The organism is Streptomyces sp. DSM 106670 (genome assembly GCF_055792845.1).
In genome coordinates this window covers 1,197,395-1,211,794 of record NZ_CM147704.1, presented here as the reverse complement: position 1 = coordinate 1,211,794, position 14,400 = coordinate 1,197,395, and the positions used below count along the sequence as shown (strand labels likewise).

Sequence of the window (14,400 nt, the reverse complement as noted above, 5' to 3'; positions counted from 1 at the left end):
GAGGGGGTGGCAGACCGTTTTTCGGTTCAACGCGTGAGGTGTATGTGTCCAGGCTGCAAGCCGAGCACTTGTACAAAGTCTTCGGCAGACGACCCGATGAAGCCGTGCGGAAGCTCGAGAGCGGCTCCGACCGCGACGAGTTGCGCGCCGACGGAACGACCGCCGCAGTGATCGACGCCTCGTTCACCGTGGAGCCGGGTCAGATCTTCGTCGTCATGGGGTTGTCCGGCTCGGGCAAGTCCACCCTGCTCCGCATGCTGAACGGACTGCTGGAGCCGACCGCGGGCCGCGTGCTGTTCGACGGCCAGGACCTCACCGCCCTGAGCCCCCGCGACCTGCGGCACGTCCGCTCCACCAAGATCAGCATGGTGTTCCAGCACTTCGCGCTCTTCCCCCACCGGAGCGTCCTGGAGAACGCCGCGTACGGCCTGGAGGTGCAGGGCGTCTCGCGCGAGGAGCGCGAGGTGCGCGCCGCCGAGGCGCTGCGGCTCACCGGCCTCGAAGGCTGGGAGAAGTCCTGGCCCGACGAGCTGTCCGGCGGTATGCAGCAGCGCGTGGGCCTCGCCCGCGCCCTGGCCACCGACGCCGACCTGCTGCTCATGGACGAGTCCTTCAGCGCGCTCGACCCGCTGATCCGCCGTGACATGCAGGACCAGCTCCTGGAGCTCCAGAAGCGGCTGAAGAAGACCATCGTCTTCATCACCCACGACCTCAACGAGGCCATGCGCCTCGGTGACCGGATCGCCGTGATGCGCGACGGGGAGATCGTCCAGCTCGGCACCGCCGAGGACATCCTCGTCACCCCGGCCAACGACTACGTCGCCTCCTTCACCCAGGACGTCGACCGCTCCCGGGTGCTCACCGCGAGCGCGATCATGGCCGAGCCGCACACCGTGATGGGCAGCAAGGCCGCGGACGGCAAGGAAATGCGCACCCCGCAGGACGTGCTCGCCGCGGCCCCCGCCACGGTCTCCGAGGCCACACCGATCATCGACCTGTTCACGCCCTGCTCGCAGAGCACGAACCCGGTCGCCGTGACCGACGCCAAGGGCAAGCTCGTCGGCGTCGTCCCCGGCTCCCGGCTGCTCGCCGTCCTCGGCGAGCCGATGACCCCGGCCGAGGCCCCCCGCGACACCGGGTCCGCGGCCCCGGCCGGCGCCGACGTGAAGAAGGTGGCCGGTGTTTAGACTCCCCCTCGGCGAATGGGTCGACTCCGCGGTCGACTGGCTGCAGACCCATCTCGCCTGGCTCTTCGACGCCATCAGCTCGCTCGTCAGCGGCATGTTCGACGGCATAGCCGCCGTCCTGTCCGCCCCCGCGCCGCTGCTCTTCGCGGGCATCGTCGCCGTCATCGCCTGGTGGCTGCGCGGCCTGCCCGCGGCCCTGCTCACCTTCGTCGGCTTCGCCCTCATCGACTCCGTCGAACTGTGGGACGAGGCGATGGACACCCTCACCCTGGTGCTCGTCGCGACGCTGGTCACCCTGGTCATCGCCGTACCGCTGGGCATCTGGGCCTCCCGGTCCCGGACGGTCAGCGCGATCACCCGGCCGGTCCTGGACTTCATGCAGACCATGCCCGCCATGGTCTACCTGATCCCCGGCGTCATCTTCTTCGGCGTCGGCGTGGTCCCCGGCATCATCGCCACCATCATCTTCGCGCTGCCCCCGGGCGTCCGGATGACCGAACTCGGCATCCGCCAGGTCGACGGCGAACTCGTCGAGGCGGCCGAGGCCTTCGGCACCACCTCGCGCAACACCCTGCTGCGCGTCCAGCTGCCGCTCGCCCTGCCCACGATCATGGCCGGAATCAACCAGGTCATCATGCTCGGCCTCTCCATGGTCGTCATCGCGGGCATGGTCGGCGGCGGTGGCCTCGGCGGCTCCGTCTACCGCGCCATCGGCAACGTCGACGTCGGCCTCGGCTTCGAGGCGGGCATCTCCATCGTCATCCTCGCCATGTACCTGGACCGGATGACCGGCGCGCTGGGCACCGAGGTCTCCCCGCTGGGCCGCCGCGCGGTCGCCAAGGCCCAGGCCATGGCCGAGGGCTGGAAGATCTGGACCTACCGCCCGCAGCCCCGCATCGCGGCCGTCGGCATCGTCGTCCTCGCGCTCGTCGCGGGCAGCATGAGCCTCTTCGGCGGCTCCAAGGACGACACCGCCGGCAAGAGCACGCAGATCGGCGACGGCAAGAAGATCAGCATCGGCTACATCCCGTGGGACGAGGGCATCGCCTCCACCTTCCTGTGGAAGGAGATGCTGGAGCAGCGCGGCTTCGAGGTCGACGTCAAGCAGTACGAGGCCGGCGCGCTGTACACCGGTATGGCCAACGGGCAGATCGACTTCCAGACCGACTCCTGGCTGCCGGTCACCCACGCCAGCTACTGGAAGAAGTACCAGGACGACCTGGAGGACATGGGCTCCTGGTTCGGCCCCACCTCGCTGGAGCTGGCCGTCCCGTCCTACATGAAGGACGTCACGTCCATGGAGGACCTGAAGGGCCGGGCCTCCGAGTTCAAGGGCCGCATCGTCGGCATCGAGCCGAGCGCCGGCGAGACCGCGCTGCTCAAGGACAAGCTCCTGCCGGGCTACGGCCTCGACAAGGAGTACAAGCTCATCGACGGCTCCACGCCGTCCATGCTGGCCGAGCTCAAGCGCGCGTACGCCAAGAAGGAACCGATCGTCGTTCCGCTCTGGTCGCCGCACTGGGCCTACAACCAGTACGACCTCACCAAGCTCAAGGACCCCAAGGGTCTCTGGGGCAAGGGCGACGGCATCCACACCCTGGCGCGCAAGGGCTTCTCCCAGGAGAACCCCGAGGTCGGCAAGTGGCTGAAGAACTTCAAGATGACCGAGGACCAGCTCACCAGCCTGGAAGCCGAGATCCAGAAGTCCGGCTCGGGCAAGGAGCAGGAAGCCGTCCGCACCTGGCTGAAGGCCAACCCGGGCGTCGCCGACAAGTGGTCCCCGGTCCCGAAGGACGCCAAGGCCGCCGGCGGCAAGGACGAGCGCGACCGCGCGCTGGAGGTCGCCTGGTTCCCCTGGGAGGAGGACATCGCCGCCACGTACCTGTGGAAGGCGGTCCTGGAGGAGCGCGGCTACAAGATCAACCTCAAGCAGTTCGAGGTCGGCCCGATGTACGCGGCGATGTCGCGCGGCCAGATCGACGTGCAGTTCGACGGCTGGCTCCCGTACACCCAGAAGAATTACTGGGACAAGTACGGCGACAAGCTGACGGACATCGGCTCCTGGTACGGGCCCACCTCCATCGAGGTGGCCGTCCCCGACTACGTCAAGGACGTCAAGACCCTCGACGACCTCAAGGGCAAGGGCTCCGACTTCAAGGGCCGGATCGTCGGCATCGAGCCCGGCACCGCCACCATGGAGAACCTCAAGACGAACGTCCTGCCGCAGTACGGCCTGGACAAGGAGTACGAGGTCCTCGACTCCTCCACGCCCGGCATGCTCGCCGAGCTGAAGCGCGCGTACGCCAAGAAGGAGCCCATCGCCGTCCTGCTGTGGACCCCGCACTGGGCGTACAACGAGTACGGCATGACCAAGCTGAAGGACCCGAAGAAGGCGTTCGGTGACGGCGACCGGCTGCACACCATCGCCTCCAAGGAGTTCCCGAAGCAGTACCCGCAGCTCACGAAGTGGTTCAAGGACTTCAAGCTCACCGAGGAGCAGCTCGGCGGACTGGAGAACGAGATCCAGAAGCGCGGCGCGGGTCACGAGGAGGAAGCCGTGAAGGCCTGGATGGACGAGAACCCGGGCATCGCGGACACCATGGCACCCCAGTAGGGGCTCCACGGGCACGAAAGCACAGGTCGAAAGGGGTGGCCCCCGCCGTCGGGCGGGGCCACCCCTTCCGGATGCCCGGAGGTCGTTTACCGGACGTCGTGCGCAACCATGTGCGTAAGGTGCTGGCAACCGGGAGGATGGCGGGGGCGGGAGGGAGCTGGGACATGGACGACAAGGACACACCGCGGGTGGGCGCCGCCGTCCGCCGACGGCGCAGAACCCTCGGCCTCACGCTGGCCGCGGTCGCCGAGCGCAGCGGGCTCTCCGTGCCCTTCCTCAGCCAGATCGAGAACGAACGGGCCCGCCCCAGCGCCCGCTCCCTCGACCGGGTCGCCGAAGCGCTGGAGACCACGACCAAGAAGCTCCACGCCGCCGCCGACTCCGCGCGCGCCGTGGACGTCGTCCGGGCCGAGGAGGGCGAGGGCGTACGCCGGCTGGTGCGCGGCCGGCATCAGCTCAGCGCCCTGGAGTTCACCGGCGAGCCGGACCTCGGGCGCGAGTTCCAGCACCGCAACGACGAACTGATGTACGTCGTCGCGGGCGCGGTCGACGTCGAGGCCGAGGGCCAGGTGCACCGGCTGGAGAGCGGCGACACCCTGTTCCTCTCCGGCGGGGTCCGCCACCGCTGGCGCGCCACCGTGCCCGGCACCCGGCTGCTCGTCGTCTCGGTGGCCGAACACATCGACGCCACCTTCGACTCGCGCCGCTGAGCCCCGGCCCCTTCCGAAAGGCGTTCCGTGCGCGTCGTCTCCCTGGTCCCCTCGCTCACCGAGGCCGTCGCCGCCACCGCGCCCGGACTGCTCGTCGGCGTCACCGACTGGTGCACCCACCCGGCGGACCTCGCCGCCGCCCGGATCGGCGGCACCAAGAACCCGGACGTGGCCGCGATCACCGCCCTCGCCCCCGACCTCGTGATCGCCAACGAGGAGGAGAACCGGGCCCCCGACCTCGACGCGCTCCGGGCCGCCGGCATCGACGTCCTGGTCACCGAGGTCCGCACCTTGGACCAGGCCTTCGCCGAACTCCACCGCGTCCTCGTCGACGGCTGCGGGCTCGCCAGGCCCCGCTGGCTGGACGAGGCGGAGGCAGCCTGGGCCGCCCTGCCCGCACCCTCCGGAAGCCCGCGCCCCGCCGCCGTACCGATCTGGCGCCGGCCCTGGATGGTGCTCGGCCACGACACCTTCGCCGGCGACCTCCTCGCCCGCCTCGGCATCCGCAACGTCTACGCGGACCACCCCGATCGCTACCCGCGCATCCCGCTCGACGAACTGAACGCCTCCGGGGCCGAGCTGATCGTGCTGCCCGACGAGCCCTACCGCTTCACCGCCGACGACGGGCCCGAGGCCTTCCCCGCCCTGCCCGCCGCACTCGTCGACGGGCGGCTGCTCACCTGGTACGGGCCGTCGCTGGCCGAGGCGGCACGGGCGCTGCCGTCAGCGCTCCGCTGAGCAGCCCGCGCGCCGTCCGCGTCCCGGCCGCCGCCCACGCCACCACCAGGAACACGTACAGCGCCACCGCCAGCCAGGTCAGCGCGTCCAGACCGGTGTGCCGCGCCAGACCCGCCGCGCCCGTCACACACGTACCGACGGGGAAGGTGAACGCCCACCACGTCATCGCGAACCCCATCCCGTGCCGCGCGGCCCGCACCACCATCGCGGCCGCCAGAGCCAGCCACAGCAGCGCGAAACCCATCACCGGCACCCCGTACAGCACGGCGAACGCGCCGAACGCGGAGGCGTAGGGAGCCCCGACCGCCCCCGGCGCCACATCGGCCAGCTGGTTCACGGCGGTCGTCGACTGCCCGAGCGGCCCCAGCACCAGAAACAGCGTCGGGGTCAGCGCGAGCGGCAGCGGACCGTGGTGGACCAGCCGCGAGAAGACCACCGGCAGCACCACCAGCGTGGCCAGCAACGACAGACCGAACATCGCATAGCAGGCCAGCAGCAGCGCCTCACGCCCCTGCCCGGCCCCCAGGTGCGGCACCAGCAGCGCGCCCTGCGAGGCGGACACCATCGGCGCGACCAGCGGCAGCAGCCAGACCGGCGACGCGGTCCCGGGCGCGGGACGGTGGCGTACGACCATCAGATACGGCACCACCACCGCCGCGACCAGCCCCACCGCCGTACCCGCCACGAACAGCACCACGTCCACCGCGAGCGCCGCCCGCGCACCCACCACGTCCACGCCCACCGTCAGCGTGGCCCCGCCGACGGCCATCAGCGCCATCGACAGACAGCCGTAGAACGGGGCGACGGCCGGGTCCAGCAGATGCGCGCGGGCCTGATCGCGGTGGCAGAGCCAGTGCCCGGCCCGCGCGGTGAGCACGGCCACCAGCAGCACGGCCGACAGCGCCCACACGACGGTGCACACGGCACGCAGACCCGGAACGTCCACCGGCAGCACCGCGCCGGCGCTCGCGACGATCGCTGTGCCCATCACGCTCGCGTACCAGTTCGGGCCGATATGCCGCAGGGACGGCAGCCGCCGTACGCCCGGCCGGTCGTCCGCCCCCCGCGGGGGAAAAGCGACGGGAAGAGGCGGTACGGGGGTCCGGGTCTGCGGAAAGATGGCCATGCCACGATTCTTCGCGGCGGCGCCCCCGCCCACCAGGGACCCCGTTCCTATGAGGTCATAAGCTGGCTTGATGACCGGCGACGACGCACACGCACCGCACATCCCGCTCTCCCACCGGGTACCCGACCTGGGGGCGATGGAACTGCTGCTCGCCGTCGCCCGGCACGGCAGCCTCGGCCGGGCCGCCAAGGACGTCGGCATCACCCAGCCCGCCGCCTCCAGCCGCGTCCGGTCCATGGAACGACAGCTCGGCGTCGCCCTGCTGGACCGCTCGCCGCGCGGCTCCCGGCTCACCGACGCGGGCGCGCTGGTCACCGACTGGGCGCGCCGGGTCGTCGAGGCGGCCGAGGCCTTCGACGCGGGCACCCAGGCGCTGCGCGACCGCCGCGACTCCCGGCTGCGGGTCGCCGCCAGCATGACGATCGCCGAATACCTGCTGCCGGGCTGGCTGATCGCCCTGCGCGGGGAGCGGCCGGACACCGCGGTCTCGCTGCTCGTCGGCAACTCCGCCGCCGTCGCCCGCCGACTGGTCACCGGCGAGGCCGACCTCGGCTTCGTCGAGGGCCTGTCGATACCGGAGGGCCTCGACGGCACCGTCATCGCCCACGACCGCCTCGTCGTCGTGGTCGCCCCCAGCCACCCCTGGGCCCGCCGCCGCACCCCGCTGCTGCCCGGCGAACTCGCCGCCACCCCGCTGATCCTGCGCGAACACGGCTCCGGCACCCGCCAGGTACTGGACGCCGCGCTCGCCGTGCACGGCGGACTGGCCCAGCCCCTGCTGGAACTCTCCTCCACCACGGCGGTCAAGGGCGCGGCGGAGAGCGGTGCGGGCCCCTGCGTCCTGAGCGAACTGGCCCTCGGCGAGGAGCTGTCCGCCCGCCGCCTCATCAAGGTCCCCGTCGCGGGCGTACGGCTGCGCCGCCAGCTGCGCGCCGTCTGGCCCGGCGGCCACCGCCCCACCGGACCGGCCCGCGATCTGCTGTCCCTGACCGGCCGGGACGCCTGACCCGGAGAAGGCCGGGAACCCCCGCGACCGGGTCGGAGCCGGACTCTAGAGTGTGGGCATGAGCTACGCGACGCCGCCCGGCTGGTATCCGGACACGGGCGCACCCGGCACCGAGCGCTGGTGGGACGGCACGGCCTGGACCGCGCACACCCGCCCGCTCGCCGCCGCCCCCGCCCCGGAGGGCTTCGGCCCGCCGTCGCTTCCGCTCCCGCACCAGCGCGACCCGCACGACGGACCCGGCGGCGGCAGCCGTACGAAGGTCCTGGCGATCACGCTCTCCGGTGTGCTGGTCCTCGGCGCGGCCGTCACCGGCGCGATCCTGCTGGGCCGCGACGACAGCGGTACGCCCGCGGCCCCGACGACGACCACCTCGGCCCCGGCCCCCGTCACCAGCCCCACCGCCACCGCCACGAACTCCGCCGAGCCCGAGCCGGACGCGGACCCGACCGTCCTCGTCGACCAGCTCAACGGGGTCACCCTGCCGGTGCCCGAGGGCTGGGAGAAGCCGGAGAGCACCACCGAGGACGTCCCGACCATCCGCACCGAGCAGTCCTACGACTGCCCCGGAGCCGCCTCGTTCTGCTACCACGGCACGGTCACCACCCATACGGCCAGGAGCGCGGAGACCGACCCCAGGGCCCTGGCCGAGGCCGACATCGTCACCGCGGCCGACAAGGCCTACGAGGAGGACTCCATCGGCCGCCGCCTCCACGGCGGCATCACGTCCCACAAGGTGCTCAGGGCGCAGGAGCTGTCCGTCGCCGGCCGCACCGGCTATCTGGTGCGCTGGCAGGTCACCACCGGCAAGGGGCCCGGCGGATACGTGCAGTCCGTCGTCTTCCCCTCATCGGTGGGCGCCGAGATCCCGGTGATCGTCCGGTTCGCCTTCGACGCCGGGGTCGACGACCTGCCGCTCTCGCTGATGGACACGATCACCAAGGGCATCCGCCCGCTCGGCGACAGCGCGACGAGCGGCGGCGTGGGCGCGTCCGTCGGCCCCTGACCGCTGCCGTGGCCGCCGGGGGAGCGGCCGGTCAGAGGAAGGTCTGTCCCTCGCCCCGGTACGTCGGAACGCTCGCCGTGACCCGGTCGCCCTCGATCAGGTGCAGCGCGTCGAAGCGCTCGCACAACTCCCCGGCCTTGGCGTGCCGGAACCAGACCTTGTCGCCGATCAGCAGGTCGTCGGCGGGGGAGCCCAGCAGCGGCGTCTGCACCTCGCCCGCGCCCTCCTGCGCGTCGTAGCGCAGCCCCTCCGGCAGATACGGCACCGGCGAGCGGTCCGCACCGGCCGCGCCGGACGCCGGATAGCCGCCCCCGAGCACCGTCACCACGCCCACGCCGGGCCGGCGCACCACGGGCTGGGCGAACAGGGCGGCCGGGCGGCCGGTGAACGACGTGTAGTTGTCGAACAGCCGGGGCACGTACAGCCCCGAACCGGCCGCGATCTCCGTCACCGCGGTCTCGGCGGCGGTGTGCTGCACACTGCCGGTGCCACCGCCGTTCACGAACTCCAGATCCGGCACGACCGCCCGGACGGCCCGCACGACCTCGGCCCGGCGCACCGCCAGCTCCTTGCGGGCGGCCGACTGCATCAGACGGATCGCCCGGGACCGCAGCGGCCGCCCCGCCAGCGCGTCGCCGACCCCGGCGACATGCCCCTCGTACGCCATCAGGCCCACCAGCCGGAAGCCCGGCCTGCGGGCCACCGAACGGGCCAGCTCGGCGAGTTGCGCGGGGGAGCGGAGCGGCGAGCGCAGCGCCCCGATCCGCACCCGGCCGCCCAGCATCCGCAGCGAGGTGTCCAGCTCCAGGCAGACCCGGATCTCCTCCTGACCGCCCGCCCGGGAGGCGTCGATCAGCTCCAGCTGGGCGTGGTCGTCGACCATCACGGTCACGGCCCCGGCCAGCTTCGGATCGGCGGCCAGCTCCGCGAACGCGCCCCGGTCGGCCGACGGATAGGCGAGCAGTACGTCGTCGAACCCGGCCCGGGCCAGCCACAGCGACTCCGCCAGCGTGTACGACATGATCCCGGCGAACCCGGGCCGCGCGAGCACCCGCTCCAACAGCGCCCGGCATCGCACGGACTTACTGGCCACCCGGATGGGCTTCCCGCCCGCCCGCCGCACCAGATCGTCGGCGTTGGCGTCGAACGCGTCCAGATCGACGATCGCGATCGGGGCGTCGAGATGGGCGGTGGCCCGGTTGTACCGGGTCCGGTCAGCGGCACGGGCAGTCATGGCCGCAGCTTGCCAGAGAGCCGCTACGGCTGGGTAGGGGGACGGGACGATCAGGACAGATCCTCCGCCGACCGGGGCATCCTGTTCCCCGCCGCCCGCCCGCAGCCCGTAGAGTGACCTGCACGCGAGCACCAACGGGCCTGTCAGCGGCGGTGATCCGTGGTCGGTACGAGGACGTGTGAGCAGGGGGCCGGATGAGTACCGAAGCGCAGCCCGCCCCTGTGCCGCCCCGCCCGACAACCCCTCCGACGGCCCCACCCACGCCCCTTCCGGCGGCCTCCGTTCCCGCACCCGCGGCCCCCGCTTCGGCACCTCCGGCGCAGCACGCTTCGGCACCGGCAGCACCGGCAGCACCGGCAGTACCGGCCTCTGCGCCTGCGGCGCAGCGCGCTTCAGCACCGTCAGCACCGGCCTCCGCGCCTGCGGCGCGCGCTTCGGCACCGGCGGCGCCCGCCTTTGCGCCTCCGGCCCCCGCGACCGCGCCCCCGGCCCGTCCAGCGGCTCAGGCCCCGCAGAGCGCGACCGGTCCGTCGGCTCCCGGCGCGCGGCCCGTGCGGGGAGCGACCGGTCCGTCGGCCCCCTCACCGGCTCCAGCCCCGGCCCGGCAGACCCCTCCGGCCCCGCAGGGCCCGCCGGCCCGTCCGGGAGCTTCGGCTGCTTCCGCCCCGGGCGCCGCGCAGGCCCCACAGGCCCCACAGACCTCACCGTCCCGCCCGGCCCGGCAGGACCCTCCGGCCCGTTCCGCCGCTCCGACCTCGCAGGGCCCGCCTGCCCACTTCACCCTGCAGGCCAGGTCCGCCCCGTCTGCCCCGCGAGCCCCGCAGGCCCCACCGGCACGCCCGGCCCCGTCGGCGACCTCCGCCCCGCAGGACCCAGCGGCCACTTCCGCCCGGACGGCCCCGCCGGCTCCGCCCGGCCGGCGGCCCATGCCCGCAGCCGCACCCGTACAGCCACCCACAAGCCCCGCACACCCCGCGCCGCCCACCGCGAGTCCGACGCCTCCCGTCACCCGGCGCAGGCCCGTCGGGGCCGTCGACCTGACGCCCGCGCCGGGAGCCGTGCCGCCGCCCCCCGGCGGCTACCGGGCGCCGCTCCGCTACGGCTACCCGGAGACCCCCGCCGAGACCACCACCCGGCTGCGGCCCGTCCGGCCCCGGCAGCGGTGGCGTACCGTCGCGGCCGCCGCCTGTGTCGTGCTCGGGCTCGGGCTGATCGGCGGGGCGGCCACCGGAGCCTGGCTGACCGGTGACTCCTCGGCCGAGACCACCCGGAACCCGTACACCACCGCCCGCGACGCCTGGCACAGCGTCCCCGTCGACACGCTGTTCCCGCGCACCCTCCAGGGCAGGGGCGCGGGCCCCGGAGGCACCCACCGCACCTGGACCCGGCTCGCCGTCGCCGCCGACAGCACCTGCACCGCCGGACTCGACCCGCTGCTCCTGACCACGCTCCGGTCCGTCGGCTGCGAACGGCTGGTGCGCGCCACCTACACCGACGCCACCCGCTCCGCCGTCACCACCGTGTCCCTGGTCTTCACCGAGGCCGACGCGCCGGGCATGCAGGCCCTGCGCAGCCGGTTCACCGAGCAGAAGCTCGGTGCGCGCAAGGACCTCATGCCGCGGACGTACGCCCCCGAGGACACCCCCGCCGCTTCCTTCGGCGACAAGCAGCGCGCCAGCTGGACGGTCAACCCGCTCACCGAGATCCCGGTCGTCGTCCTCGCCGTCTCCGGCTTCGCGGACGGCCGCCCCGTCGCCGAACCGCAGCCCGCGCCCGACGCCATGGCGCCGGGCGCGGCGACGGACATCGCCCAGGCCGGGCTCGGCCACGAGGCGAAGGGCGTCGCGGACCGGGTGGAGCGCGGACTGCGCACAGCCGTCGCCGAACTCACGGAGCAGCCCGGATGACCCGACGACCCCACCGCGTCCTCGCCGCGGTCTGCGCCGCCGCCGTCCTGGCCCTCACCCCCGCCGCACCGGCCCAGGCGGACGCCATCCGCGACCAGCAGTGGGCCCTGAAGGCCCTGCACACGGACCGGGCCTGGCAGACCACCCGGGGGCAGGGCGTCACCGTCGCCGTCCTGGACACCGGGGTCGACGACGCCCACCCCGACCTGACGGGCCAGGTGCTCCCCGGCAAGGACCTCGTGGGCTTCGGCGCGGCCCGGGGCGACTCCTCCTGGGCCCTGCACGGCACCGCGATGGCCGGCATCATCGCCGGGCGCGGCAACGGCCCCGGGCGCGCCGACGGCATCCTCGGCATCGCCCCCGAGGCCCGGATCCTGCCGGTCCGGGTGATCCTGGAGTCCAAGGACCCAGCCCGCGCCAAGGCCCGCAAGTCGCGCGGCACCGCCCTCGCCGACGGCATCCGCTGGGCCGCCGACAACGGCGCGGACGTCATCAACCTCTCGCTGGGCGACGACAGCAAGTCCGCCCACCCCGACCCCGGCGAGGACGAGGCCATCCAGTACGCCCTGTCCAAGGGCATCCCCGTGGTCGCATCGGCGGGCAACGGCGGTGAGAAGGGGGACAGGATCTCCTACCCCGCCGCGTACCCCGGAGTGATCGCGGTCGCCGCCGTCGACGAGTACGGCACCCACGCCTCGTTCTCCACCCGCCGCTGGTACGCCACCGTCAGCGCCCCCGGCGTCGACATCGTGGTCGCCAACCCGGACGGGCACTACTACATCGAGTGGGGCACCTCGGCCGCCGCCGCGTTCGTCTCCGGCGCGGTCGCCCTGGTCCGGGCCGCCCACCCCGGTCTCGGCCCGGCCCAGATCAAGAAGCTGCTTGCCGACACCGCCCGTGACGCCCCCGCCCAGGGCCGCGACGACGCCCGCGGCTACGGCATCGTCGACCCGGCGGAGGCCATCGAGGCGGGCTCCCGGCTGCGCCCGGCCGATGTGGGCGACCTGGACGCCAAGGCCGCCCCGGCCGGGCACCGCGGGCGGTATTTCGGCGACGGCCCGGACCCGGCCCCGGCCGCCGACGGAACGGTCAACTGGGCGGCTCCGCTCGCCGGCGGCCTCGGCGCGGTGCTGCTGGCGGCCGCCGTCGTCCTGTGGCGCGGCCGGAACGCCTCCGGCCGCCGCTGAGCCCGCCCAGACTGTGGCCTCACCGCCTCACCGCCTCACTGCCCCGGGCAGGGCTTCCGCCCTGTCGCGCGCGCCCGGCTCCGGCTCCCCGGCGGGTCCGTCACCACGCGGTGCGGCCCCCCCCGGTACACCACGGCCACCGCCACCAGGCCGAGGGCCAGGCCGAGCGCGGTCCGCGGCCCGAACGGCTCCCCGAACATCAGGGCGCCCCAGACCGCCGTGACCGGGGCCATCAGGAACATGAGCGTGTTGACCGCGGTGACGCCCGAGCGCCGCAGGATCAGCCAGTACAGCCCGTACCCGCCGAAGGTGGACAGCACCACCAGCCAGCCGACCGCGCCCCAGAACGCGAGCTCGGCGGGCGGCAGCGCGGTCCCGGTGCCGACGGCGAGCGCGGTGAAGATCACGGTGCTGGCGGCGCAGTGGACGGTCAGCGACACCGAAGGAGCCACCCGGGTGGCGGAACGGCTCTCCAGGAAGGTGGCGGCCACCAGCGCCAGCATGCCGACGAACGGCAGGGCGTAGGCCCACCAGGCCACCCCGGCGGCGGCCGAGGCGTCGGCCAGCGTGACCACGGCGACCCCGCTCACCCCCAGGCACAGGCCGAGCCACTGCCGGGCGGTGACGTACTGGCGCAGCAGCGGTCCGGCCAGCGCCCCCGCCACCAGCGGCTGGACCCCGTCGATCAGGGCCGTGGTGCCCGTGGAGACCCCGAGCTGGATCGCGTAGTAGACGGTCAGCAGATAGCCGCTCTGCGACAGTGCGCCGATCACGGTCTGCCGGGCCACGTCTCGTACGCCCAGGCCCCGCCAGGAGGCCCGTCCCACGGTCACGGCGACCGCGACCAGGACGACCGTCAGCGGCAGGAACCGCCACATCAGGATCGTGAGCGCGGACGCGCTCCCGGCGCCGAGCTTCGCCCCGATGAACCCGGAACTCCAGCACAGCACGAAGGCGACCGGAAGCAGGACGTTCATGATGTACGCACCTCGCTATACAGATCGGTATACCTACGCTCGACTATACAGATCGGTATACTCGTCGCCATGGGTACGGGTACGGAAACGAGTACGGGCGCTTCGAACGAGCCGCGGCGGATCGCCATGACGCCTGCCGCGCGACGGGCCCTGGCGGCCGCCGAGCGGCTGTTCTACGAGCGGGGCATCCATGCCGTCGGAGTGGACCTGATCGCCGCCGAGGCCGGGGTGACCAAGAAGACGCTCTACGACCGCTTCGGCTCCAAGGAGCAGATCGTCGTGGAGTACCTCGCCGGCCGCGACGAACGCTGGCGTGCCCTGCTCGCCGAGCGCCTCGACGCCGCGCCGCCCGAGCCGAAGGCGCGCATCCTGGCCGTCTTCGACGCCTCGCGCGCCTGGATGTCGAACAACGGCTCCAAGGGCTGCAGCATGATCAACGCCCACGCCGAGATCAGCGACCCGGCCCACCCGGCGCACGCGGTCATCACCGGCCAGAAGAGGTGGATGCTGGACCTGTTCACCCGGCTCGCCCAAGGGCTCGACGGCCTCGGCGCCGACGCGGCCGACCGGCTGGGCCGGACGCTGATGGTGCTGCACGAAGGGGCCCTGGCCGCCCACGGCCTGAAGGTCTTCCCCGACCCCGTCGCCCACGCCCGCGACGAGGCGCGCGCCCTGCTGGCCGGGGCGACCGGGAGCTGAGCCCCCGACGGT

General features: G+C 73.3%; 12 protein-coding genes. 9 read left to right on the top strand and 3 right to left on the bottom strand.

Annotated features, from left to right (window positions below):
* Positions 1–104: 104 nt before the first annotated feature.
* The 4 genes from ACSMXR_RS05190 to ACSMXR_RS05175 all read left to right on the top strand — a co-directional run bounded on the left by ACSMXR_RS05190 (position 105) and on the right by ACSMXR_RS05175 (position 5,249).
* Positions 105–1,187: a quaternary amine ABC transporter ATP-binding protein gene (locus tag ACSMXR_RS05190; protein WP_137232215.1), complete on the top strand. Its 1,083-nt coding sequence runs from the start codon at positions 105–107 to the stop codon at positions 1,185–1,187.
* Positions 1,180–3,801 carry an ABC transporter permease/substrate binding protein gene (locus tag ACSMXR_RS05185; RefSeq protein ID WP_473171322.1) on the top strand — a complete coding sequence of 874 codons (2,622 nt, stop codon included), beginning with the start codon at positions 1,180–1,182 and terminating at the stop codon, positions 3,799–3,801. The genes ACSMXR_RS05190 and ACSMXR_RS05185 overlap by 8 nt, the downstream gene beginning before the upstream one ends.
* A 164-nt stretch (positions 3,802–3,965) precedes the next feature.
* Positions 3,966–4,511 carry a helix-turn-helix domain-containing protein gene (locus ACSMXR_RS05180; RefSeq protein WP_137232217.1) on the top strand — a complete coding sequence of 182 codons (546 nt, stop codon included), beginning with the start codon at positions 3,966–3,968 and terminating at the stop codon, positions 4,509–4,511.
* A gap of 27 nt (positions 4,512–4,538) precedes the next feature.
* Entirely contained in the window at positions 4,539–5,249 is a 711-nt protein-coding gene (locus ACSMXR_RS05175; protein WP_473171321.1) for a helical backbone metal receptor, read from the top strand.
* Here ACSMXR_RS05175 and ACSMXR_RS05170 read toward each other — a convergent pair.
* A complete protein-coding gene (locus tag ACSMXR_RS05170) occupies positions 5,188–6,375 on the bottom strand; it encodes a TDT family transporter (protein ID WP_473171320.1) in 1,188 nt (395 codons plus the stop codon). The genes ACSMXR_RS05175 and ACSMXR_RS05170 overlap by 62 nt on opposite strands.
* Positions 6,376–6,445: 70 nt before the next feature.
* Here ACSMXR_RS05170 and ACSMXR_RS05165 point away from each other — a divergent pair, with 70 nt between their 5' ends.
* The gene (locus tag ACSMXR_RS05165; RefSeq protein ID WP_137232220.1) at positions 6,446–7,381 is read left to right on the top strand and encodes a LysR family transcriptional regulator; all 936 of its coding nucleotides are present in this window, start codon (positions 6,446–6,448) and stop codon (positions 7,379–7,381) included.
* A 58-nt stretch (positions 7,382–7,439) separates the two neighbouring features.
* A complete protein-coding gene (locus ACSMXR_RS05160; protein ID WP_381853042.1) occupies positions 7,440–8,384 on the top strand; it encodes a DUF2510 domain-containing protein in 945 nt (314 codons plus the stop codon).
* Positions 8,385–8,415: 31 nt separating this feature from the next.
* Here ACSMXR_RS05160 and ACSMXR_RS05155 read toward each other — a convergent pair whose 3' ends face one another.
* A complete protein-coding gene (locus ACSMXR_RS05155) occupies positions 8,416–9,618 on the bottom strand; it encodes an amino acid deaminase/aldolase (protein ID WP_137232222.1) in 1,203 nt (400 codons plus the stop codon).
* A gap of 1,058 nt (positions 9,619–10,676) precedes the next feature.
* Here ACSMXR_RS05155 and ACSMXR_RS05150 point away from each other — a divergent pair.
* Both ACSMXR_RS05150 and mycP read left to right on the top strand, forming a co-directional pair.
* Complete coding sequence (locus ACSMXR_RS05150) at positions 10,677–11,525, top strand: hypothetical protein (RefSeq protein WP_473171319.1); 849 nt, start codon at positions 10,677–10,679, stop codon at positions 11,523–11,525.
* Positions 11,522–12,712, top strand: coding sequence for a type VII secretion-associated serine protease mycosin (mycP, locus tag ACSMXR_RS05145; RefSeq protein ID WP_376187525.1), 1,191 nt, complete (start codon positions 11,522–11,524; stop codon positions 12,710–12,712). The genes ACSMXR_RS05150 and mycP overlap by 4 nt, the downstream gene beginning before the upstream one ends.
* Before the next feature lie 35 nt (positions 12,713–12,747).
* Here mycP and ACSMXR_RS05140 read toward each other — a convergent pair whose 3' ends face one another.
* Positions 12,748–13,689 carry a DMT family transporter gene (locus ACSMXR_RS05140; protein WP_473171318.1) on the bottom strand — a complete coding sequence of 314 codons (942 nt, stop codon included), beginning with the start codon at positions 13,687–13,689 and terminating at the stop codon, positions 12,748–12,750.
* A gap of 69 nt (positions 13,690–13,758) precedes the next feature.
* Here ACSMXR_RS05140 and ACSMXR_RS05135 point away from each other — a divergent pair, with 69 nt between their 5' ends.
* Positions 13,759–14,388 carry a TetR/AcrR family transcriptional regulator gene (locus ACSMXR_RS05135; protein WP_473171317.1) on the top strand — a complete coding sequence of 210 codons (630 nt, stop codon included), beginning with the start codon at positions 13,759–13,761 and terminating at the stop codon, positions 14,386–14,388.
* Positions 14,389–14,400: the final 12 nt, after the last annotated feature.